The 23,210-nt window shown below is 40.4% G+C and carries 22 protein-coding genes and 3 pseudogenes; 7 read left to right on the forward strand and 18 right to left on the reverse strand.

Annotation, left to right across the window (positions count from 1 at the left end; all coding sequences use genetic code 11):
* Nucleotides 1-62: 62 nt before the first annotated feature.
* The 5 genes from K9N75_RS22475 to K9N75_RS22495 all read right to left on the reverse strand — a co-directional run bounded on the left by K9N75_RS22475 (nucleotide 63) and on the right by K9N75_RS22495 (nucleotide 5,227).
* Complete coding sequence (locus tag K9N75_RS22475; protein ID WP_046360959.1) at nucleotides 63-1,313, reverse strand: ParB/RepB/Spo0J family partition protein; 1,251 nt, start codon at nucleotides 1,311-1,313, stop codon at nucleotides 63-65.
* Nucleotides 1,306-2,373, reverse strand: a complete 1,068-nt coding sequence (locus tag K9N75_RS22480; protein ID WP_046360958.1) for a ParA family protein — start codon at nucleotides 2,371-2,373, stop codon at nucleotides 1,306-1,308. The genes K9N75_RS22475 and K9N75_RS22480 overlap by 8 nt, the downstream gene beginning before the upstream one ends.
* Nucleotides 2,374-2,495: 122 nt before the next feature.
* Nucleotides 2,496-2,666, reverse strand: a complete 171-nt coding sequence (locus K9N75_RS22485; protein ID WP_155397574.1) for a hypothetical protein — start codon at nucleotides 2,664-2,666, stop codon at nucleotides 2,496-2,498.
* Nucleotides 2,667-2,858: 192 nt separating this feature from the next.
* Nucleotides 2,859-3,215, reverse strand: coding sequence for a hypothetical protein (locus K9N75_RS22490; protein WP_127908271.1), 357 nt, complete (start codon nucleotides 3,213-3,215; stop codon nucleotides 2,859-2,861).
* Nucleotides 3,212-5,227, reverse strand: a complete 2,016-nt coding sequence (locus K9N75_RS22495; protein WP_052739812.1) for a DNA topoisomerase 3 — start codon at nucleotides 5,225-5,227, stop codon at nucleotides 3,212-3,214. Before K9N75_RS22495 ends, K9N75_RS22490 begins: the two co-directional genes overlap by 4 nt.
* A 79-nt stretch (nucleotides 5,228-5,306) precedes the next feature.
* Here K9N75_RS22495 and K9N75_RS22500 point away from each other — a divergent pair, with 79 nt between their 5' ends.
* From K9N75_RS22500 to K9N75_RS22520, 5 genes are read left to right on the forward strand one after another with little or no spacing between them, the layout of a single operon-like run.
* Complete coding sequence (locus tag K9N75_RS22500) at nucleotides 5,307-6,437, forward strand: secretion/conjugation apparatus DotM-related subunit (RefSeq protein WP_046360956.1); 1,131 nt, start codon at nucleotides 5,307-5,309, stop codon at nucleotides 6,435-6,437.
* Nucleotides 6,438-6,473: 36 nt separating this feature from the next.
* Nucleotides 6,474-7,478 (forward strand): DsbC family protein, encoded by a 1,005-nt coding sequence (locus K9N75_RS22505; protein ID WP_046360955.1) that lies wholly within the window; start codon nucleotides 6,474-6,476, stop codon nucleotides 7,476-7,478.
* Nucleotides 7,475-8,743, forward strand: coding sequence for a DNA primase (dnaG, locus tag K9N75_RS22510; RefSeq protein ID WP_224452639.1), 1,269 nt, complete (start codon nucleotides 7,475-7,477; stop codon nucleotides 8,741-8,743). Before K9N75_RS22505 ends, dnaG begins: the two co-directional genes overlap by 4 nt.
* A complete protein-coding gene (locus K9N75_RS22515) occupies nucleotides 8,730-10,862 on the forward strand; it encodes a TraM recognition domain-containing protein (protein ID WP_052739811.1) in 2,133 nt (710 codons plus the stop codon). Before dnaG ends, K9N75_RS22515 begins: the two co-directional genes overlap by 14 nt.
* Nucleotides 10,863-10,880: 18 nt before the next feature.
* Nucleotides 10,881-12,248 (forward strand): ATP-binding protein, encoded by a 1,368-nt coding sequence (locus K9N75_RS22520; RefSeq protein WP_046360953.1) that lies wholly within the window; start codon nucleotides 10,881-10,883, stop codon nucleotides 12,246-12,248.
* Nucleotides 12,249-12,287: 39 nt separating this feature from the next.
* Here the strand turns inward: K9N75_RS22520 and K9N75_RS22525 are convergent, their stop codons facing one another.
* Nucleotides 12,288-12,869: a hypothetical protein gene (locus K9N75_RS22525; protein ID WP_046360952.1), complete on the reverse strand. Its 582-nt coding sequence runs from the start codon at nucleotides 12,867-12,869 to the stop codon at nucleotides 12,288-12,290.
* A gap of 260 nt (nucleotides 12,870-13,129) precedes the next feature.
* Nucleotides 13,130-13,633: a hypothetical protein gene (locus K9N75_RS22530; protein WP_052739810.1), complete on the reverse strand. Its 504-nt coding sequence runs from the start codon at nucleotides 13,631-13,633 to the stop codon at nucleotides 13,130-13,132.
* A 118-nt stretch (nucleotides 13,634-13,751) separates the two neighbouring features.
* Between K9N75_RS22530 and K9N75_RS22535 the strand changes: the two genes are divergently transcribed.
* A complete protein-coding gene (locus tag K9N75_RS22535; RefSeq protein ID WP_052739809.1) occupies nucleotides 13,752-14,168 on the forward strand; it encodes a hypothetical protein in 417 nt (138 codons plus the stop codon).
* A gap of 69 nt (nucleotides 14,169-14,237) precedes the next feature.
* Here K9N75_RS22535 and K9N75_RS22540 read toward each other — a convergent pair whose 3' ends face one another.
* The 6 genes from K9N75_RS22540 to K9N75_RS22560 form a co-directional block, all read right to left on the reverse strand.
* Complete coding sequence (locus tag K9N75_RS22540) at nucleotides 14,238-14,933, reverse strand: DotD/TraH family lipoprotein (RefSeq protein ID WP_052739808.1); 696 nt, start codon at nucleotides 14,931-14,933, stop codon at nucleotides 14,238-14,240.
* Complete coding sequence (locus K9N75_RS22545; RefSeq protein WP_046360951.1) at nucleotides 14,920-15,135, reverse strand: hypothetical protein; 216 nt, start codon at nucleotides 15,133-15,135, stop codon at nucleotides 14,920-14,922. The genes K9N75_RS22540 and K9N75_RS22545 overlap by 14 nt, the downstream gene beginning before the upstream one ends.
* Entirely contained in the window at nucleotides 15,132-15,392 is a 261-nt protein-coding gene (locus K9N75_RS22950) for a hypothetical protein (RefSeq protein ID WP_046360950.1), read from the reverse strand. Before K9N75_RS22950 ends, K9N75_RS22545 begins: the two co-directional genes overlap by 4 nt.
* On the reverse strand, nucleotides 15,385-16,548 hold the full coding sequence (gene traJ, locus K9N75_RS22550; protein ID WP_046360949.1) for a plasmid transfer ATPase TraJ: 1,164 nt from the start codon (nucleotides 16,546-16,548) through the stop codon (nucleotides 15,385-15,387). Before traJ ends, K9N75_RS22950 begins: the two co-directional genes overlap by 8 nt.
* Nucleotides 16,548-17,387: a type IV secretory system conjugative DNA transfer family protein gene (locus K9N75_RS22555; RefSeq protein WP_052739807.1), complete on the reverse strand. Its 840-nt coding sequence runs from the start codon at nucleotides 17,385-17,387 to the stop codon at nucleotides 16,548-16,550. Before K9N75_RS22555 ends, traJ begins: the two co-directional genes overlap by 1 nt.
* A gap of 172 nt (nucleotides 17,388-17,559) precedes the next feature.
* Complete coding sequence (locus K9N75_RS22560) at nucleotides 17,560-18,720, reverse strand: hypothetical protein (RefSeq protein ID WP_052739806.1); 1,161 nt, start codon at nucleotides 18,718-18,720, stop codon at nucleotides 17,560-17,562.
* A gap of 164 nt (nucleotides 18,721-18,884) precedes the next feature.
* On the opposite strand from K9N75_RS22560, the pseudogene K9N75_RS22565 reads away from it, so the two are divergent.
* Nucleotides 18,885-19,118 (forward strand): annotated as a pseudogene (locus K9N75_RS22565) (hypothetical protein); the annotation flags it as partial.
* Nucleotides 19,119-19,493: 375 nt separating this feature from the next.
* On the opposite strand, the gene K9N75_RS22570 reads toward K9N75_RS22565, so the two are convergent.
* From K9N75_RS22570 to K9N75_RS22590, 5 genes and pseudogenes are all read right to left on the reverse strand, one after another.
* Nucleotides 19,494-19,901: a hypothetical protein gene (locus K9N75_RS22570; protein WP_046360948.1), complete on the reverse strand. Its 408-nt coding sequence runs from the start codon at nucleotides 19,899-19,901 to the stop codon at nucleotides 19,494-19,496.
* A 71-nt stretch (nucleotides 19,902-19,972) separates the two neighbouring features.
* Nucleotides 19,973-20,185, reverse strand: a complete 213-nt coding sequence (locus tag K9N75_RS22575; protein ID WP_193764620.1) for a hypothetical protein — start codon at nucleotides 20,183-20,185, stop codon at nucleotides 19,973-19,975.
* Nucleotides 20,186-20,458: 273 nt separating this feature from the next.
* A complete protein-coding gene (locus K9N75_RS22580; protein WP_046360947.1) occupies nucleotides 20,459-22,285 on the reverse strand; it encodes an AAA family ATPase in 1,827 nt (608 codons plus the stop codon).
* Nucleotides 22,286-22,306: 21 nt separating this feature from the next.
* A pseudogene (locus K9N75_RS22585) lies at nucleotides 22,307-22,744 on the reverse strand (recombinase family protein); the annotation flags it as partial.
* 32 nt (nucleotides 22,745-22,776) lie between these two features.
* Nucleotides 22,777-23,141 (reverse strand): annotated as a pseudogene (locus tag K9N75_RS22590) (Tn3 family transposase); the annotation flags it as partial.
* Nucleotides 23,142-23,210 lie beyond the last annotated feature (69 nt).

Consider the following 23,210-nt stretch of genomic DNA (forward strand, 5'->3'; position numbering starts at 1 on the left):
AGTAACCTCTTTGATTATTCCGATTAATGCGTATAAATCGGAATAATCATGAGGTAATGCAATTATTTAGTCAATGTAACTCGGCTCAATACGCATTCAGAAACAGGAACTTCGATAACAAGTGAACCAGGAACCTGACATGAGACATATTCTTCGCCATTTTCTGTATAGCTTGGTTTATCAAGCAGAATATGCTCAACACCGTCAATAAGCACATATACTGTTGCTCGAGAAGCCGCGATTTGATTTAAAACGTCGCTTCTAGCTAATTCTGCGTTGTTCTGACCAATGATCTCTTCATCGGGTTCGCTTGGTAAAAAGCTATTAGTAAGCCCGTTGTCAGTGTTGTTATCACGACCGCTGTTTGGTGTATGTTCAATCTGTTCGGTCGTTGGCTGTGGCGCTATGGACTGAACATTCTCAGTCACATCAGAGGCCTCGGAAGTCTCGGAAGTATCTTGAGTAGGTAAGGACCGCTCATCAGGTACTGGAAGGCTATTATTTGTATCAATGCTTTCAACATGATCTTTCACATCCTGACAATCCGATATTGTTTCTATATGGCTATCAGGATTAACCTGCTCAGCAGATATAGCTACAGCCTTACCTTTAAGGATATTAAGTTTTGTTTGAGCTTCGTCTCGAGAAACCTCACCTTTAGCCCTAATTTCTTCTACAAATTTAAGCCCATCTTCTGCTGAGGCGGCAAAAATGTTAGTTAAAATATTCAGCGTTTCGAGATAAGTGACTATGCCATCACTCATCAGTTCTTGAACCGGCTCAGGCATGTCTAAAAGTTTTAAATGCTTTGATACATATGCAGGTTTACGCCCCAATCCTTCTGCAATCTCTCCGGTTTTTAGCCCAAAATTGTCACGTAATAGAGCAAATGCCCTTGCAAGTTCAATAGGTGTTAGTGGTTCTCGTTGATCATTTTCAGCGATTTGCCCAAGTATATTCTTAGCATTATAAGTCTCAGGATTTAGCCGTTGATCAATGATGGCCAACACTGGTTCATCATTGATGACCGCAGCGCGCCAACGACGTTCTCCCATGTGAATGCGATGCATTCCATCTTTATTGGCAGGAAAAACCCGAATAGCTTCATGCTGAGTTTTGCCTTTCATCGATGCGGCTAAGCCCTCGAGCTCCTTAAATTTAGTACGTACTTGAACGACGCTATAAACTTTGTCGTGAGGGAGCCATACTAGCTCTAAGTCTTCTTTCTTGGCGGTGCCGCGGATAAGAGAGCTTATGATATTTTCTTGAGACTTTGCTCCACCGATTGCTTTTCTGAAATCTTTTTTAGCCATGAGAAGCCTCTTCCTCAACTTTAATTCGACGGAGTATCTCTTGCGTTAATGCAGTGAACTGCAATGAAGTTTCAGATTTAGGCGCATACTCTATTAAAGGAACAGCTACTGCTTGTGACTCAACGATTTGCGTTGCAGTTTTTAACGCAGGTAAAAGGATTGAATCACCGTATTGCGAAGTCAGTAATTCACGATAGTTCTCTTGTATACGGACAAGGGAATCCTCTTTACGACTGGTATAAACAATTTTATTGATAACTATCCCAAGCAACGTCAGGTCAGTTTCATAAAGCCGCTTAGTATTCATAGCAGTACGTAACTGATAGCTGATACCTTTTTTAGAAAATCTAGCTAACTCAGAAGGTATAACAAGCCAATCGGCTGATCGATGCGCAGACGCAAGTGCATTCCCAAAACTAGGTAATGTGTCGAGAATAATGATATCGAACTGCGACTCTAACGATTTAATATTATTATAGAAATTGTTGATTACAGTATCAGAACTGCCTAGCTGAATATCTGCTAGATCTAGACTTGAACCGATCAGATAAAGGTTATCTTGAAGTTGCAGGGGGCAGATTTCCGCATCATTTCTGAACATGTTCCATACGTGAGCCGGACCTGGTTTGAAGTCATCACCATCTGGATCTGCAAGTATTTCGTGTGGGAACTCATCATCCTCAAGATAATACTGTTCAGTAAGGTTTCCTTGCGGGTCCATATCGATCACAAGTGTCTTATAGCCCATGTGGGCAAGGATAGATGCAATAATTGCAGCAATTGTTGTTTTACCCACGCCACCCTTTTGTGAACTGATAGAAATTATTTTCTTTCTTGGAAAATATAAGCCTTCACCATTCCGAATTAGCTCATGACCAGTGAGGTTTTCAAGCTTTTGCCAAACTTCTGTCGGCATTTCCCGATATCCCTTTGAAGACGGGCTAGCTACATAACTCATAATAGCTCGCTCAGTAATGCCCAAGGCTTTAGCTGCGCTGCTCCATGTTGAGCCGGTGGCGAGTTTGAAATTACGTAAAGCTTGCTCTTGTGCTGAAATCATGGTCATGTCCTTCGTGAAATTTGCGAACTACAGTGGAAAAGCAATATCCTGTAGTTAAAGCTGTTTTGGCCTGAATTTTCGTATACGAAAAATTAGGCCAAATGCCGAAAAGAAATAGAGGGTTAAATTGAAGCCGAAGAGCCAGTGCGTTGGCGGTTATTCATTCGGGCCAATACCTCATTGCGGCTTGGTTTTTCACCAAAAACTGCGCTCAGCTGCATATTGGTCATAGCCGGAATCCAAGAACGACTTCTATTCGTGCGAGAAAATGCTAAGATGTTTGCAAGATTCATTGAATTCTCCTTCAGTGGGTTGGACATGAGTGGTACTTGGCGGTATGTCTCATGTCTGTGTAGTTCGTGTGTAGCTGTTGAGGTACATACTACACACGAACTACACACACGACAAGGCGAACTACACAGTTTTTTTGTGCTCCCTCACAAAATTTTTTTATTTTACTTACATATCAATCATTTAGGTAGGCATCAATTTTCAACTCTGCTTATATTCTCTTGACCGTAAATACTTTTAATCGTATTCATTACAAGATCAGAGCGTTGAATAGAGTCGCAAGAAAATAATAAAAACGTCTTGTGATGCCTAAAATAAAGAGATATGAAATGCCTGATCTCTCTAGCCGAAAAATGACGACGTAGTGAAACGACAAATGTGTCATCAATAGATTTATTATTCTGCTGTTGATAACTTTCAACTGTATCTTCAACAATAGGCATGATAATGGCATTTGAGCCATCATATGCACATGGTGCTGAAATGAATGGGATTTTGATTTCTGAAAGATCAGTTTTTAATAAAAAAATGGTAATATTGTTTTTCATCATTTTCCTTTGGTTTTACTTTTAGTTTTATTGAAGTCGGGCTTACCTCGTTTATCATTGAACGTAATAGTGCAATTAGGATATCCCGAACAACCCCAGAAAAATCCATTTTTGGATTTCCTCCTAATTAATGGTTTCTCACATGTAGGGCAACGTACAATAACCTCCTCTAAGTTAAGTTCAGCGAAACCATTTGCAAATATTTGTTTAAGCATATCAATAACTTCTTTGATAAATGTGTCTAATGATAGCTTTCGACTTGATATAGCTTCAAGTTGTTGCTCCCAATATGCTGTTCTTTCGACGCTTTTAATTTCATGTGGCAAAATAGATACAACAGCATTACCAAGTTTAGTTGCTCTTATTTGTTTACCTTTCTTTTGAATGTAGTTTCTATCGAATAACGACTTTATAATATTAGCTCTAGTTGCTTCAGTACCAATACCACAAGTACTTTTAAGAATCTTTTTCAACACAGGGTCTTTTACTAAATAGGCACAGTTATTCATTACTGCTAATAAAGTTGCGTCAGTAAAAAACTTTGGAGGAGTTGTGTTCTTTGATAATACTTCTGCCGATTGAATATTAACTTCAGTACCGACTTCAAGTTCAGGTACGTGGAAATTGTTATCTTCTTCCTGAGATTCACAATCATCATCAACGGGCATAATGTATGAACGCCAACCTGGATTAATGAGCTTAGAGCTATGAGATACGATCTTATCGTTACCACATATTAGTTCTAGGTTAACGTTTCTATACACTGCAGGTGGCATAAATTGTGAAATGAAATTATCCCTAACTAGCTTATATACCTTTACTTGATCTGCATTTAATTTTGAAAGGTCAGCACGATGAGTTGTTGGTACAAGCCCATAGTGAGCTTCAACATTATCGTCATCCCAAGCGTCGGATCTTAGCGATTTATCGAGTTTTTCCGCGATATGTGCGACGCTTGGGTCCATAGCAACAATTGAATCCAAGATATCATCTAACTCTTCAAGTAAAGCTGTTGGCAAGTAACGACAAGATGTACGCGGGTATGATGTTAAATGAGCTTCATAAAGTGATTGAAGGATCTCTAATGTTTTCTCCACCGGAAAACTGTACTTGTTTGCACACTCGATCTGAGCAGCGGAAAGACTAAATGGTAATGGCGCGGCTTTCTTACTATCATTTGCAGAAGACCGATTTACTGAGCAGCTTAGCCCATTGAGTTCAGCTTGCTTATTTAACGCAGCATCATGGTCAAGAAGCTTGTTATCTTCATCCAGTAAATCAGAAGGTGGCAGCCAGTTGCCTTTAAAACAACCTTGCTGCGAGCTCATAGTAAACTGAACTTCGTAATAATTTTTGCTTGTAAACGATGCAATCTCAGCTTCACGGCAAACAATGATATTGAGCGCTGCGCTTTGTACACGCCCAGCAGTCAATACACCATCCAGCCCCTTACTCTGACCAATTAGAGTCAGTGCTCTTGTTAAATTAAGACCAAATAACCAATCTGCTTGCGCACGTCCAAGACCCGCATAATACAAGGGGAGACCAATCTCACCATCAAAACGTGATGCAATACATTTTTTTATAGAGTTTGTATCAGTTGCCGTGATGTTTACACGTTCGACCTTTCCTTTAAAGGAACATTCATCGAGTAGTTCTCGACCGATGACTTCACCTTCTCGATCAAAATCAGTTGCAAGAACAATATGTCCGGTGTTCTTGATGAGGTCTTTTACGCGGAAAAAATGTGTCTTTACAGCTTCGCGAGGGCATTTTTTCCAGCTAGGCGGCACAAACGGAAGGGGATCTAGAGACCACTTTTTCAAATCAGGGTTGTATTCGTCAGGGTTCAAGTCTCGCAGAATGTGTCCAAATAGCCAGGTGACACAAGTCCCCCCATCTGGGGAAATATAAGCTCCTTTTGAAGCGTCCTTAAAGTCAATAATTCCAAGCGCTTGTGCGAAAGCTACAGCCATACTCGGCTTTTCAGCAATCCAAAGAGTTGCAATTTTCATGTTAGTCCTGATGTTGTGCAATGAAAGTAATTACGTATAATACGTATTATTCGGAATAATTCAAAGGTGGCGTACAGAAATGGTGCAAGACACAAGATATAAAGAAGATGAGAGCTTGTGGCTCATAGGTCTCGTATTCAGTGTATTGATCGGCGTTCCTGTAATTTTATGGCTCATAAACCATACTTGGCTGAGCTACTGGGGACTATTTTTTTCGTGGAAACAGTTAGCAATTATCGATTTTCCATTCCTGCCTTGGGTTGGTGAGCTTCGTAACGATATTATTGAGCTTGCAAAACATCCTGAACAGGTTGAATTTTTCGAATTACTTATGAAGATGACTCAGGCAGGAATAGTAATAGGTTGGTTGCCGATCGTTATCTCTATTTTATCCATACGGTCAACCTTACGTCATCGCGCCGACCATGTAAGAAGAAATATTACTGCGGATAGTCTACCGGAAATTATGTCAACTCATTGCCCCGCAATAATACCAATATTGCACTATGGACCGTTACTTAATGAAGATATTAAGGGACAAGAGAGTCGTGAGCATCCAGTCGAGTTCGCGAAGAGGCACAATCTCGTTAGAATGAGTAAATTAGATGTCGACAAAACTCGGAAGGTTTTCTTAGCTAATTTAGGTAGGAAAATTAAAAGTATAAACGACCTGAATATATATGAGCGGGCATTGTTTGCAATTTTTGCGAGTAGAGTTTTTGATACGCATGAAAATGGACATAAAGCTCAGAAGATGCTCGATACATTAAATCGATCATGTGCTCATGGAACTTGGAATGGAGCAAAAGGGTACCCTGACTTTTCGTTAATTAGAAATGAGATGAATTTCTACATGAATAATATAGAAGCTCAAGAACTAATTAAATATTTTCAATATCCTACAACATATTTGCACATGCTACATTCTAGAGCAATGAGTCGGGGTAAATTAGTTAGCTCGAATTTTAGATGGCTAAAAGGCATCGACCGAAATTTGTGGTATGTCTTGAATGCTACTGGACGCAAGAGCCCATGTATAGAAAGTTTAGTTAATATCCAAACATATCGTACTGAATATCTTGCTTGGCAGAATGGAAAAGTTCTCGTTGAGGTACCTTTAGAACAGTGTATAGAAGCATTTAAAGCCTCGCTGATTAAAGAGGGGTTACTTCCTAAACCATTTTTACCAACAACTCAAAGCTCTTTATAAATACGTAAATCCTAAAAAATGTTAGAGGTCTACTAAATGTCTAAGTTAAAAAAAATTAAAGAGATTATTTTTTCAAATACTGACCAAGCTTTTGATGATGTCAGTGTGAAATCACTAAATAATAATATGGTCGAAATTGTGAAAGGAGATAAGCACTATGTATTTCTCATTAAAGACATTCTGACTATTTCAATGGGGCGCGACAAAGAAGAAAATGAAGCATCCTTGCAAATAAAACTAGCCAATGATAACTATTGCATTGAATTCTCAGGGAGTAATAACGCTATAACTAAGCTATATATTTCTATTAATATGCAATGGCAGTTGTTCCGAAATAAAAAAACGCACGGGGCTATTTTGAAATGGATGGGGCTAACACTTACTATCTTTGTATCAATTTGTATCCTTGCGGCAGGTGCAAGTAACTCTATAAATAGCGCTACGAATAAATCACAGATTGCTCTTAATGAAAATGAAAAAAATGAAATTAAGAACGATCAAGATCAAACATTTTTAGCAACATCAAAAGACCCATTATTGGAGCGTATTGATAAGTTGTCGGAGCCTAATATAAGACTGGCTGACTTACTAAAAAAAGGAGTTGCAACTAAGGATTACTCAGTGAAACTCGGAGACAATACAAAAAATGATAAATTATTCTTTGTATTTTCAGACCCGCAGTGTCCAAATTGTAGAAAAATTGAACCTCTACTGGAGGAGGTATTAGACAGTTATTCAGTAGAAATTTTTCCAGTTTCTAAGATCGGAAGGGATAGCTCACGTGAGCTAGTCAGTAAGGTTCTTTGTGCAGAATCTACAACACGACGATCTATATGGCAAAGTGTTATGTCTGGGAGTCTTGTTGACCAGGAGTCTTGCAAGAATGGTTATATTGCTACAGATAATAACAATGCAACATATGATGCATTTGGCTTCATAGGCACACCTGCTATCGTTCGAGAGGATGGTGCAGTGTTTCCTCCGACCAAACAGCTTACGGAAGCGAGTTTAAGGGCTTGGTTGACTGAGGCAGTGCAATGAGTTTGCCCCAACATTTCCTTGTAAAATTAAAAGAGCAGTTAGCTATTTCAACACTCATTAAGGAGAGTGTATCGCTAACCAAAAAAGGTTCAAAATGGAAAGGTTTGTGCCCGTTCCATAATGATAAAAATCCGTCTATGACCGTCGATGATATTAAAGGCCGATTTAAATGTTGGGTTTGTTCAAGTGAAGGAGACATTTTTGATTGGGAACTTAAGATTGGAGATGGAAAGGACTTTATTTCTGCAGTGAAAGGCATAGCCGAACGGTTAAATATAGAAATGCCTAAGTCTGATACTTACCAATCAAATATAAACAACAAAACTTTAATCAAAACTTTGTATCAAGCTCATGGTATCTACAGAAATGGTATTTCAAGAGGAAAAGATGCAAAAAAATATCTGATTGATAGAGGGCTAACTGACGAGACAATAGATAGCTGGGAAATTGGAACTGTCAGTAAGGGAATAGTGTCCATTTTGGAAAGAAACATTGATAGACAGTTGCTCATCGATTGTGGGATTGCTTGTCTAAGTTCAGACGGGAATTTATTCGATCGATTGCGTCAAAGAATTGTCATTCCACTTAGGACTAAAACAGGCACTATTGTCGGGTTTGCAGGTCGAAAGATTTATGAGTTAGATGAATCGCCAAAATATTTGAATCCTCCTGAAACTGAGGTTTTTGTTAAGGGAAACATCTTGTTTGGATTGGATAAAGCTTTGCCGAATATATTTAAGTCACGTTCAGTTATAGTTGTCGAAGGATATTTTGATGTTATATCCCTACATCAAAATGGTGAAGGGCGAGCTGTAGCTGGAATGGGAACAGCGTTAACAGACATTCAACTAAATATTCTAACAACATATGCAAAAAAAATCATATTCTGCTTCGATAACGATCAAGGTGGTGCGATAGCAATAAAAAATCTGTTGCCTAAATTATTAACAATAATTACTGATAAAATAAATGTTTTTTTTAATTTCATGCCGAAAGATATCGACCCAGATGGGTTTATCCGTAGAAATGGAATTGATGCTTGGTATATTTCTTGCCGAAATGGAGTCCCGCTAAGTGAACTTCTGATGCAATATATTACATCTAATTATCAACTAGAGACTGTAGAAGATAAACAGCGTGCAGCTATAAGGGCTACTGAAGTTTGCAAATCAATAAAAAAAGCACCTTATTTGAGACAGCTGATTATACAAGAAGTTGAGAAAGGTTTTGGCGTCAGACTGGAGTTTGATTATGAGTCAATATGAAATTAATAAAAATAGATTGGAAAAGGATGTTCGCTCTGTAGAGGAGAAAATCCTAGAATGGTTTTTAGACCTAAATCATTTTAGATTTTTCATCCTGTGTAGAATTGTCTCTCAACTTCTTCTTATTGCATTTTGGCCAGTATCACTAGTCACATCATTGTTTATATGGGCAATTATTATTGACAGGAAAGTTAAACTTCCGATGCGTATACCGAAAGATATTGGAGGGCCTGATCTTACGGAGTATTACACAATAAGAAGTGAGTGGAAATTCTGGATATTCAAAGGTACGAATGAAAAACGGAAATATCAGATTGCAGCCGGAATTCTGTATTGGGGGACGTTAAGGACTAAAAAGGCATACCTGAAAGGTTCTGAGGTATGGTCGACGAATAGTGACTGCCGAACTCATGCCTTTGTCGCGGGCACCACAGGTTCAGGGAAATCAGAGTCTCTTTATGGACTAGTTTACAACTCTCTATGTTGGGGGTCAGGAGCTGTTTATGCAGATGGGAAAGCTGATATTTCGCTGCCTTTCACTATCTGGTCGTTATGCCGTCGGCTTGGTAGAGAAGATGACTTTCTGCATCTTAATTTGCTTACAGCAGGGCGTGATCCCTATCTTGACCTTCTCGAAGAAGAGAAATACAGACGAATGGGCCAAGATTATTTTAATACTCAAAAAGGAGCTCGTTCAAATACTCTAAACCCCTTTTTCTCCGGTACTGCCGATTTCCAAGTTCAGCTAATGTCATCATTGTTACCAAAGGCAAGTGGGGATGGTGCCCAGTGGCAAGAAAAGGCAGTTAACTTGGTTGATGCAATCATTCGCTGTTTAAGATACAAGCATTTGCGCGGCGATCTAACGTCAGGTATTGAGATGATTCAAAAATACCTTGGTCTTGAGGAGTTACTTGAACTTTATAAAGAAGGAAAAGCGGGTTTATTACCGTATGCGGCCTTTTCTCCGATTGAGAGCTATTTGAAAAGCGGGTTGTCTTTTGATTTTAACCTTCTTGATGAACCGCAGAAATGGACATCTGAGGTAAGAACTCAACATGGTTATTTGACATCACAGTTTCAAAGAACTTTATCAATGATGATCCAGTCATATGGGTTCGTTTATAAAGTGAAGCATCCAGATATAGATCTAAGTGATGTATTACTTAACAACCGTATATTGGTTATTTCTATACCTTCTCTAGAGAAATCAGCACAAGAGGCTGAAGCATTAGGAAAGTTAGTGTTGAGCTGCATTCGGCTAATGATGGCAGAGAATTTAGGTACAAACTATGAAGGAACTAAAGCCGAGATACTGTTATCGCGCCCGACGGCATCGCCGGTGCCATCAATCATTATCACTGATGAATTAGCTTACTACTATGCGTCAGGGCTTGCTGTTATGTATGCACAAGCGCGTTCGCTCGGTTTTATGATGGTTGCGGCCGTTCAAGACATTCAGGGGCTTAAACGCGGTTCTGCCGGTGAAGAAACAGCATCACTTCTTGCTAACACTAAGTTTAAAAATTGTCTTGCATTGGAAGATGCCGAAGATACGTACCAATTAATTCAGAAGGTGGCAGGCGAAGGATATTATTCCACTTTATCAGGCTACGATTATGAAAGCGGGTCACTTAGTGGGAGTTGGACTGCGCAGTCTAATTCAAAAATTGAAACGCGAAGCCGCGTCCAAATTAATGATGTGAAACGTTTAAATCCAGGTGAGTCCTTCCTCATTTTCCAAGACTCACTCATTGAAATGTCAGCATTCTATATACCTGATGAAGATAAGCATACAAAACTAAAACCTCGAATTAATCAATTCATTGAAATTGATCCACCGACAACTCTCGAATGTTTTAAAACAGAAATGGCGAAAAAATGCTCCGATGCTTACTCATATCTAACTCAGCAACTGAAGGTCGGTATAAGTGCCAATAATGCATCTGACGTAGTAAATGAAGCATTGATTGAAGAGGAATACTCAATCGATTCAGAACTTAAAGACTCGTACTCAGACGACATCACTAATTTCAACATTCGCAGTGAACTCACTTTAGCAGGTCAGAAAAAGCGGCTAATAAAAGCTGCTATGAATGAATTAAATGCTGCTGCATGATTTTTAATGGAGAATAAAATGAACGGTAAACAAAAATTTGTGATTGGTTATGACGAGTTTCAACTAAAAAAGGGCAATGAAGCACCATTCGTTTGGGATTTGTCAGAATTAGCTAATGGGCATATTGGCATTACTGGTACTTCTGGGTCAGGCAAGACGTATCAAATCCGGCGCTTTGTATCTGCACTTTCGCAAGATCCAGAAACCCAGATCACAATATTTGACTATCATGGTGACATCGATATTGATGGCGCATCTGAAGTGCTTTTTAGTGAATCAACTCGATATGGTTATAATCCTTTCGTTGTGAATCCCGATGCTCACTACGGGGGACTTAGAAAATCAGCAAACCATATTATTGATATTATGAGTAGTAACCGCAAACTAGGAGAGCAGCAGTCTGCTGTTTTACGCCAGCTGATCATGGATTGCTATGGGGTAAAATGGATGAGCCAAGAAAAGCCAGCATCATGGATAAAACGTAATGCTTCAGAAGTTGAGTGTGAGCGCTTATACAACGAAAGAAATTGGAAATCTCTTGGCCAGTGTTACCCGACGCTTACAGATCTTGAACGACTTATACAACGTAAGCTTAAGATGGGGCTCTTTGGAGTTGATGAAAATAATCAAAGCAACTCAGCACTACGAGCGTTTGAAGCTTTTATGAGGGCATCTAGGGCCTTTCTAAAAGCCAAGGAAAGGAACAGTAAGGAAGAGACTGAGAAGACTGAGCTGGCGCTGCATAAAGCACGTGATAATGCGGTGAGTGAGTATGAGAAGGCATTAACAGAAACAAGGACGGGTAACGAACTTGATGAAATTTTAAAATATGATTCTGTAGACACTCTTAAATCACTACAAATTCGACTCGAGAATGTTAAGGCTCTCGGTTTATTCAATGCGAATGAACCGCCTTTCGAAGGACGCATCCATCGTTATAACATTAAACCATTAGCAAGCTCTGAATATGAACTCAAGATGTTTATCTACAGTCGGATGCTAGCGATTTTCCACAAAGAAATGCAGCGTGGGGAAAGCAATGGTCGTGTTCGTCATGTTATCGTTCTAGATGAGGCAAAACGTTTTTGCGATGAAGATACAAATAATCCAATCAATATCATTGCTAATGAAGCACGAAAATTCGGTATTTCGTTGGTTCTGGCCAGCCAAAGTCCAACTCATTTCAGCTCTGATTTCATCAACTCAGCTGGTACGTTATTAGTGCAGAACATGGCGCCAGGAGACTGGGTCCATGCCGCTACGAAACTGCAAATTGAAAAGTCCAAGCTGCAATACCTGAAACCACAACAGACCGCATTATTGAAGTTGCAACGCGTGGGTGAAAATATCCGCTGGTTCCAGATTGATTTTAAGCGAAGAGGCTAGTGTGTAACGCCCTGTCCATACCCTGACAGGGCAAGACTTCTACCAAATAACTTTACAATTACGATTAAAGCGACAGCTGGCTGAAATCACCAGTTTTGAGATTTGATCAGGGTGGATACTGGCTACGACGAGGGTAGGAGAAGCGCTTGGTTTAATGGTATGCATGAAAACAGCCTCTTGGTAGCTTGTTAGATTAGGCAATATATCTGCAAGCAACTGAGGACAGTCAATAAGGGCTTTTTCCATACCACTGTGAGATTTAATTTTTTCTACAAGAAAAGGATCTTGGCAAGAAATTTCATCATAGATCGGCTGAATTTGAGCTTTTGTCATTTGCTTAAAATTAAGCAGCATTCCTTCCTGAGTTGCGCTCGAGTCTGAGAAAGGGTGTACTCGCAATGTAAAATCGATAATCGTGTAACGCTCTCCTCTCATATCTGCTAGTTCTTTGATGGGCTTAAATCCCTTTGTATGACTGAACGCACCGTGGTATCCGCTTAATACTCCAGCGATACCAATGGCAACAGTAGTTTCTCTTAAATTGATGACTTCCGGCTCTATATCGCTTTTATAAAAAAAAGCAGAAGTCAGTTTGAGGAGCTTACCTTCGTTATTCTTCATTAACGTCACCACTATCTTTTACATATTACGAATAATACATATTAAACGAAATTAAGCAACGCTTTCACGCACCTAATCAATAAGGTCACTAAGGACTTTAGCGAGATAGTAAAAGAAGCAGATGTAACTCGAAACCAAAATCACGGTTCATAAAGGTGGTATGCTTGGAGGTAGTATAGAAGGGTATTAGTGATAGCAGTGGTATAGAACTGAGCTACTGCCACCTTCTCTGTACTTTGCAAAACAGAGAAGGCAACAATTCAAGAGGATGCTTTATTGTTGTTATTAGTTTTACTTGCTAACGCTAACTCACCAGCCTTAGCGGCATTTTCTGACATTTTACATATAGTCCGCATAAGTGATAGTAGCTCATTCCCTTTTTTACCTGTTCTTTTCAAGGCTTGAGCATAAGCTTCAATATCCCTGCCGGCAGCATTCTTGTCCATTATGCGATAGGTGCCAGTAACTGAAAGACCAAACAATCGAGCAAACTCGGTTTTGCCTTTCATGTCGTTTTCGAAGCCTAACTCATTGAAAAGTCCTATATAATCAAATGAGGGTGGCACAGGTATAGTTTCAGGATATAGAGTATACATGTTGTACAAATTGATGATTCTTACGTCTGTGATTACTTCATCACTACGAACCAAAGCTTCCCATTTGGCTCTCTGAATGCCAAAACATTCCGCAGCAGTACCCGCAACGAAACCATGATCATAGCGCCAGCGATTCAGGTCTTGCCCAGTGACGATTTTCTTGGCCATTCTTTCCTCTTATCAAGCAGATGTTGCTGACTTTTCCGGCTGGTATGTATAAAATGAAAACTTAAACCTTTATTGTTGTATATCATACTTTATTCTGCAACATAACTATCAGATTAATATGAAAACACTCAACCTAATCATAACCTTAAGTTTTTTAACTGCGTTCACTGCATCAGCAGCAACGTGTCGAAGTGGAACCGCTGCTAGTGAGGGGGCACAGAATGCTTACGAAAATGCTGTAAAGTCAATAAACACCGAAGCAGAATCATTAAAAAACTCATCTGAAGTGATCGGAACATGTATTAGTGGTGTAACAGGTGTCATAACTGTTCCTACCTTCCCCGATCTGGGTTCAATTTGGTCAAACATGATTAATCAAGTGTGTAAAACTGCTTCAGATAAGATTTCTGAACAATATAATGACGTTATAGGCAATATCAACGGAAATATTAATGACCTCATGAATGGTGTTAACGACACTGTTGATAAGGTTAAGCATGAGTCTTCAGACCAAGTTACAAACATATGGAACTAGGAATTATATAAAAGCCGGACAAATCCGGCTTTTAGTTTTTTGTATCATAGTGTTATTTATGAATATTAATTAGCTTTTCCGCCAAGCGCCATTAATGCACTTCATTGGCTTGCCTTGTTTATTTCTACTAAGATACCCCTCATTTGTACATTTCATCCCTATGTCAGGGAGCGCAGATGGCTGGCTTGAAAAGACACTTCCTTTTGCGCTTATAGCCGCTGACTCCGGTTGTGGTGAAATTCTTTGCTGTTTCACTACAATTCGATTACCAGGATTGTTATCTGAGCCATATTTAAGTACAAGCTCGCGTCTATTATTGTCCATTATAATCATAGCGCCGTAGCCGATTTGCGTCTGAATCAACTCCAATGCCTGTTTGTAAGTAACCTTGTCAACCTTGAGAGAAACAGGAAGTGGCAACTTTATACCAATCTGACGGAACGAATAATGACGTTGAAGCGCCATTTTATTCAGTATCTCAGATGCGTCACCATTCCAATTTGCATCAATTCGGACATTATCAGAATAAACCCCACCCAAGATAGTTGTCGGTGCATTGTTTGCAATGGCGCTATGTTGGTAAAGCTCTTGCTGAGTTTTTTGTATCGCTGCAATGGCCTTCTCTATGCTTGAGTTGACAGTGTCTGTGGCCGTTTTAGAGTCATCTGACACTTTGCTGGTACATCCAATTGATAGTGCAGATAAGCAGAGTACACAGAAAACTAAAAAAGACTTTTTTGGGGCTGTTTTTTTAATGAAAAACATAATTATTGGTTCCTAATAATTTTGTAAGGCGCAGGTACTCAACTTCATCTTTCTGCACACCAATCCCGAACTTGTAAATATCTGCAAGCAGTCTTATATATTCCTGATTGCCAGTTGAGGCTTTTAAGACAATTGCGTTCAATGCATTGTCAAAATTACCGTATTCTAGTTCAAGAATATTGAGCTCTGACATATCCATCATTTTTTGTTCCATCTTTCACGTACCCACCATGGTCTTGAATACACAATAGGTCCTCGGATTTTACTGATTACTCGTTGGAAAAAAGCTAATGGACTATAACCAAGATGGTATAGAACAGTATAAAAAACATTGATAAATGTAATAAGAAAGAAGAGGGTAAGACTTGGCACATATATCAAGAAAAGATAGGGAAACACGCCTGCTATAGGGAAGCCAGCTATAGTTGCCGTTTTATTATTTCTCCACTTATTAATCATTGTCTATATCCTCACTACGTTTTTTAAATTCATTGAATGATGCTTTAGCAATAAATTCTTCTTTTGAGACTTTCCTTTCGAGGTAAAATCCCCATAGTTTATCAATAATTGTTTCTTTGTTTGAACTAAGATAATCTTCAATCCATCTGGACCATTTACTATAATGTATTGACTCAAGTTTTATTTTTATCTCAGGAGTGAATACAAGTCCCTCTCTTACTAAAAGTCTTTTCCCGTCGTTCGATTTAAAAAGGTTTTGAACAATTACAACACGGACCTTAGATAATAGGTCAAAAGCGATTGACGGTTGCTGTTCAACAGGGAATGCCTGAATGATACGGCTGAATAGTTCACCGACTTTATCGATATGGATTGTAAAGAAAACAAGATGCCCAGATTTTGCAGCTTCGATTCCGGCAGAATATGTTTCATAATCCCGAGCTTCACCAAGTCCGATAACTTTTGGAGCCCTGCGCATACCATTTCTAATTCCTGCTGCAAATGATGGAATGTCTCGCCCTATTTCACTTTGGGCAGGTTTTAATCCAGTCCACTGATTTCCTCCAAGAACGAATTCAACCGGCTGCTCATATGTAACAACTTTTCTATCTGGGAAGTGGGTTCCAATATGCATGAAACACGCCGTTTGACTCGTTGTTTTACCGCTTCCAGTTGGTCCACCAAACACATTTAGCCCATCAGCGGCGAAAAGTTCATTTTTTAGATCATCTTCAATTGGATATTTTTTAAAAGTTGGCACTTCGTCAGGAATAATTCGACTCGTTACACATACGGTTAACGTTTTACCAACGTTGGCCTGAATAAAATTAGAGCGAAGTCTAATTGTTTCGTTACGTTCAAGTCCAAATTCTTCACCTGTTACAGAGAGTGCTCGGTCTAAATCTTCGCCGCTGACCACTTTTGAAATTATGTCAGGCCCCCATACATGGCCAATTAGCTCTTTTAAAATACTATCCGGTATTTTCATTTCTGAAGCTTGAATTTGCCGACCGTATTGTTCAACCCAGATGAAATCGCCACCTTGCAAGTTGAAGTCAGAAACATTGTTCTTTGCACAATGAACAATGAAGCTCTTTATTGATTCAGCGTAGAGCTCACCTAACGGAAATTGATAAGGAAATTGGGATTGTGACATTATCTTCCACCATATTTATAACTATTTGGCTCATTGTTTTGCGATTGAGTTATTACTGGAGACCATTTTGAAGGATTTACTTCGAACTCAGCATTTTTCATAATTTGGCGATGCTTCTCACCAATGGTAAGGTTATTTTTATTACTGTCTGTAGAAACTGTATTTGTCCGTGAAGCTACTTGGGTTTTAGAGATCATCCCTTGATTCAGCAATGAGCTAAATCTAAGCATTCCTGTATAATCTCTCGTTAAACGATTGAAGTTCTCTTCAAGAATATGATTTGCTTGTTCAGAACCGTCATTCCAACCCTTCTTGACTGCTTCTTCCCATGCTTTCTTTTCAGCGCTATTTTTAGGTTGAGCATCCTCGCCAGGATAGATGACCTCTGGTGCCTGAAGAAGACCAGTGAAAAGATAGTCCCTCCAGGTGGGAGGAACAGCAACGAACTCTTCTTGTTTAACAATATTGAAAACTTTGTTAGCTGTTCGGAACTGGTCCTTACTCACGCTGGCCACGTCGATCGCTTCAACAATTACTGGCGGAAGCGTACTATCGGAAGTAATAAATGGTCCAAATTGGAATAGGCGGTCTAACTCGCTTTCCTTCTGTTTGAGAGAATTGGCGATTTTTTGTGACTCAGCGGACATGCCGCCACGAAACCCAATTGTCTCGCCTAAGTCTCTGATAACTCCGATTCGTACTGAATCTGAATCGGCATTACTAAATCCATTCAGAACTTCCTCAAACGTTGGTGCGGTTTTCTCGATAGGAAGTTGTGCAGCAGCATTACACGCAAGAAATGTGCTTATCATGCAACTAAAAATCGCTTTTAAGAACATATGTGATCCCCTGTATCTACGTTTAATGCGTATTATACGTAATAACCAGAGGCAAAGTGAAGCTAGATTTTGTGCAACGATTGTATTGACCGAGTTGCTTTAAACGAGGGGATACATATAAAACCAGTAACAATTTCTATTCAGATAGATACGGGTTTTAATTTTTCTATAGTCAATTATTTCTTTGGTGATATTTTGCGTAGACGCCTTCAAGAGCATCGCCTAAATGCCTGTACTCATCACAGAAACTTTCATCACTGTAGACTTCAACTCTCCATCTTTTTCCTTTGATTTCATCATATTCACTATAAAACCTTTTAGTTGGAGGTAAGTAGTATGCATCAATAAATCGCTTTAATTTACCTTCAACTCTATTTTCATCATAACCTTTCATGTAATCCTCAGGACTCCATAGTTCGCTACGATATGTCATATTTAGGATTTCAGAGGGAAATACTTTACCGCTCGCTAACTTTGATATGATGTCCTTATCTACTGAAATGCCAGTCATGGTGAGACCGGTATGTTTGCTTTCAAGTTTATTGAAGAATCTGAATAGTGTTTTTAATTGATCCCTGCAGCCGGAGTAATTCCAATGTTGGAATTCGCACACTTGGTACTTATCAAATGAAATTCCGGAAATTGTTTGCGGAAACTTAATGACAAACCCCATCCGCATATAGTTTTTAATTTCATTACTTGTTTCGGCTACTTCTAAATCAATGCCTGATGTATTTACAACATAAACATCTACTTTTCTAAAACATATCAACCGCTCAATTATATCTTCGGCCATATCAGCTTCACGCTTATACCAGCAAATGCAGTCTTTGATGTAGACGACATCACTTTCACCACTCAACCATGCGCGATTTACACCGAACCAGCTACTAATTTCGTTCAGCATTTCAGGCGTAATGAGGTCGAGCATTGTATCTTTAGATTTGAGTTTAGAAAGAGTAACGCCAAATTTCTTGAGCATTTGGCTCATTTGAATTGGTGGAATATTATGATTTTCGTATAAGAGCATTAAACGCTCGTATATTGAATCGATGGTGTTTTTTTGGGGGGTTGTCTCAGCAGAGACAACTCCATCGACGATAATGTTTATTAACTGGGATACTGATACCCCTAGCACTTCGCTTTGCGCTTGCAGGTATGCTCTCGTATGTGGCCTTAGCCTGATGGATGTGATTTCTTTCTTTCCATCCTGAACGTCATGGGCTTCTTGTTGGGCTTTAGCGTTTCCTGCAAAGATGAGTGATTGAATTATTTTAGTAAGTGATAGCATAGCACACCATAATGTAATCGCATGTAGGTCTTTTTCTATCATGGTGCGACATGAAACGCAATACAAACGATTACATATCATTACTTACTTTGCGATCTTCTCTGTCAGATTCACTTTCAAGTTGGACTAAATGCGAAACAGCAAAGGCGACAATCTAAAAGCGATAGCCACTGGTGCGAAAGCCGTGCAGCTATCTAAATTGTTGCTTGGCCGTTAAAAGGCTGTGCAAGGTGCTATTCGGTAGAACGGGGAGCCAAGGGCTGATTGTAGAGATATTCGGTGAGAACAGGCGGCAGCACCGCAGTGACGACAGCAGCCCGGAATCCGTGAAAAAAATATCCTCAAGATATCACCACTAGGCCGAACGGCACTGGTCTGAAACGCTAACTACGATTGAGCATATAAAGCGCACCTATCAGGCGGGAATCAGGATCTCCTGAGAAAAAGAGGGCTGACCATCCTCAGTACCAATGCTAGTGTACGCATACATTGGTACTGAATGAGCTAAACGGGGTCCGTTTGGGAAACGGACAATATTGTACGGTAAGCTTGTTTTTTGAACAGGCCAAATCATCGCAGTAGGGTACGCCCTTTGTAGGTGCCGTCTTCCATGTGAGAAAGAGCGTCCAGCGATACCAGACCCGAGAACAGCGTGAACTGCCGCAATGAGCTTTTGTATGCGTGGGTAACTATACCGCGCACTTCACGCGCGGTGCTCGATTTTGAGCCGCAAAATGCAGGATCTCAAAGACGTGGTGTAGGGCTAATGCCATGGGGCGTCCTTAAAATAAAGCCCCATAGCAGGAGCAGTGTCGTTAGTCGTTAAACTCGCCATCTCGAAGTTGGCGATTGCCTTCAACAATTTCCCACGCACGATCTAACCCTTCACGCATCAGATCGAAAGTACAGTCGCGGTCGTTAGAATAGGCACCGACAAAAATGATGTATTCCATTTCAGGTTCGCCGAACTCAGGCGAGCAGCCAAAGTTATGGAAGGCCGCCTGCCATTTGCCATTGTTCTCATTCGGCATGTGGAAAAGCTGCATTGGGCGCTCATTAGGTGAGAATTCTACAAAGCTCACTGAACTACCTGCGGATAAGCCTACTCTGGAATGCCCATCAAAAAAGTAATTACGGGCACATCTGATACCTTCCACATAGATCACCCGCCCATCTGGCAGCTGTTTCAGGACCAGGTACACTTCACGACGCTGAATACTCATTTTTATTCCTGTAGTTATGGGTAGCAGTGGAGAGTAAGTATGCCCCCAGCCGGTGCCAAGGCCAAAGAGCTTTAGCCAGCCAGGGAAAGAGCTTCTGCGATGGCTCGGTTGAACTCGGGGATCGCCTCATCGTAAGACATTCCGCCGCAGGGATGCTTGACGCAAGCCCATGTTACCGGCAGTTCCGGTAAGTGATCCCATATCTGATAGCCCAACACCAAAATGACATCGGGCCGCAGCTCGGCCACCACTTCTTCAAGCGCAGCAGCTGCATCACGCCACATAGCGCGCGTGGGACGTATACGACCAGCATCGCCCACAAACTCCTGAACGTAGTTGTAGAAGGCTACATGCTGCCAGGCTTCACGCCGTTCCTCTGCGGTCGGCTCGTCAGTTGTGCCTCGTAGCAGATTGGTGGCTATCGTGAAAAAACGAAGCCCTGACTGGAAAGGGGTCAGTTTGGATATCGAAAATTATTGTACGTTAAGCTCGTTTTTTGAGCACAATAACGTTGCACAGAAGCTTAACTGACACACCTCTATGCAACGTAGGTCACGTCAATCGACTAATGAAACAATGCCTTCAAGAAGCTCTATCAGCTCAATTTTGTCATCATTACCATCTCTATAAGTAGAGCATGTTATGATTTTTTCGGCAGTCATTAGGGGCCAGAACCTGTCCAGTACGTCGTTAGGTTTCGTGCTGGTTGCTCTTCCTATGATTTTTTTTGCGTCGCATGTATCTGTGAAAACAACCTGAACCCCTGTCTCATCTCTTATTAGACCTGGGCAAAGATAGTTTTCAATTTCACGTTTACGTGTGGCAAAAAACATTTTTCCGGCCTCTTCAACTTCTTTTTTTCGTTTCTCTATTGAAAGAACTTGTGCTGGATCCCCTCCAATATCCGAATCAAGAAAAACGCACCATGGTAGTCCAAGGTCATTTGCCAGATTTAACGTTACCCAATGTTTAACACTCCCACATCCTCCAATCAGTATGGGTACAATATTTACATCTTCTAGGCTTGCAGGAATATCTCCGGATTGTTTTAAACATTTTCCCGCGTGTCTAAGGAATGTTACATCTGATTTTCCCTCAACTAAAACTATGCCCTTAGCTCTTTCCATACCAGTTTCTGGCAGAACGCCAAGACTTTCTGTCGCCTCCCTGAGAACTGCATCATCAGGCATTTTTACAACAGGCTGTCCATCAGCATCTTTTGTTACATATCGAATACCCTCGACTGGAATTAATCCTGCCAAAGCTGGCACATGTGTAGTTACAATAATTTGCCTGTTAGGTTGACGTGACAGTGATAATAAAGCGTTCATCAACATAATTTGATAATTAGGATGCTGTGATGTTTCTGGTTCTTCTATAGCATAAATAACGTTGCGCTGGGTCCCTGATACTGCTCTCTCAGCTTCGGCTCTAAAAAAATTAAGCAAAATAAGTCGCCTTACACCACTTCCCCTTTTATTTATTGGAATTCCATTCTCACCATCGAGTGTAAAGTTAAATGTCCATTTAGGTTTTTCTTTAAACCGCGGAGTGAGCTCATTCGCAAGTTCTGGTGCCATTTCTCGCAGTTTATCCAGAGTCCTCTCAGCAACATCTAATACACTGTCCTGGATTTCTTGTTCAAGAGCTGAAATTTTCCCTTGCAAAGCCGCTTGAGCATCTTTAACAGCTTGTTGTAATGGGTTTTTTGCTTCAGAGTCACCATCGCTGCTCTCTCTGTCGGCCTTGAAAAGAGCAAAGGTTGGTAACTGTTCAAGAATTCGCCCCCATATTGACTTAGTTTCTGTCCCTAACCCCTTATCTACATCAAGTAAAATTTCAGCACATTCATATGGCATAGCAGCATCTCTGATAGCCTGTCGCCATAAAGATGCAGTTCGCTTATCCTCCACATTTTTCTCAACGTCTTTTCCTGTGACTTTCAATTCTGATATTTTCATTCCCAGCAAATTGTTCAACGGTTCATTTACAGGGTGCTGGCAACGGATGTATGTTTTATCTGGTTTTCCAGTTGTTGTTGCTTTGAATGTTTTTACAATTTCGAAATACCCATGACTGTTTAATAGATGTTCAGAAGCCAGAGTTGTACTCACTCGCTCATCAATAAGTATAACGGGTGGCAAATCATCAAACTCACAAGAAATTTCAAAGTGATTTTCCCCATTAACCATGCTAAAGCAGTTCATGTCATTTTTATCTGCTTTAATCCCATCAATTTCAAAAAATATAGCTAATGCTTCAAGGATGGTTGATTTACCAAAATCATTACGGCCTACAATTCCCGTCATGGCTTCATCGACAGGGATTTCTATTGTATTTCTGTAACCCCTGAAGTTAGTGAGCTTAATCTTTTTGAGTCGCATGTGTAGTCCTTATTTAGTGTATTAAAAAGTTTTTTTTTGTTTATATATAGCCTGTATTCGACATACTTGCGAACAGCTATATCCTGTAGCATCAGCTGTTTCTCGAATACTCAGTTTCTTAATCTGACGGTAGTACAGTACTTTCTGGTGACGCTCACTATCGGCTTGTTTACCACGGTATTTACCCAGTGAATGTGCTCGCTCAATCCCCTGTTTTTGTCGCTGGCGGCGGCTCAGCCAGTCCTTATGCGACATCGCAGCCATCAGATCGATAAGCATATTATTGATGGCGCTTATCACGGCGCGGGTGATTGGGTCAGCCTGCGAAGGGTCTTTATCTGACAGTGCCTGCCATGAGGTGGGCACATCCAGGCTGACAATCCGCAGCTCGTGTTGTTCTATCTGCTTTTTCAGCGTCATCCAGTCGCTGTTGCTCAGACGGGTCAGGCGGTCTATCTGGGGTCCGCTTGGAAAACGGAAATTATCCTACGCTAAGCCTGTTTTTTGTACATATTACTATTCACTGAGCGTAATGCGCGGTATTTACCCTGTCCCAGTTTGAGGTTCGTTCTCCAGACGTAATCCCCGCTCAGGTTGATATGTTCCCATCCCAGTGGTGACAGATGGTAATCAGTTGCTCATTAATCGGGATCCCTTTTCGTCTCAAAGAATCTATCGCTCTTTCTATATATACCGTATTCCACAGTGAGATCGCCGCAGTCAGCAACGTCAGACCGCTGGCTCGATAGCTCTGATTCTCCAGCCCCCGATCTCTGATTTCACCCAGCCGATGCATAAAGACCGCTCGCGCAAGGGCATTGCGAGCCTCACCTTTATTCAGCCCCGCCTGTATTTTAACGAGGAATATACATGCGACGTAATGCACAAAAATGGGTGATGCTGCCAACTTACTGATTTAGTGTAT

This window comes from Hafnia paralvei (assembly GCF_020150375.1).
In the GTDB taxonomy this organism is placed as follows: domain Bacteria; phylum Pseudomonadota; class Gammaproteobacteria; order Enterobacterales; family Enterobacteriaceae; genus Hafnia; species Hafnia paralvei.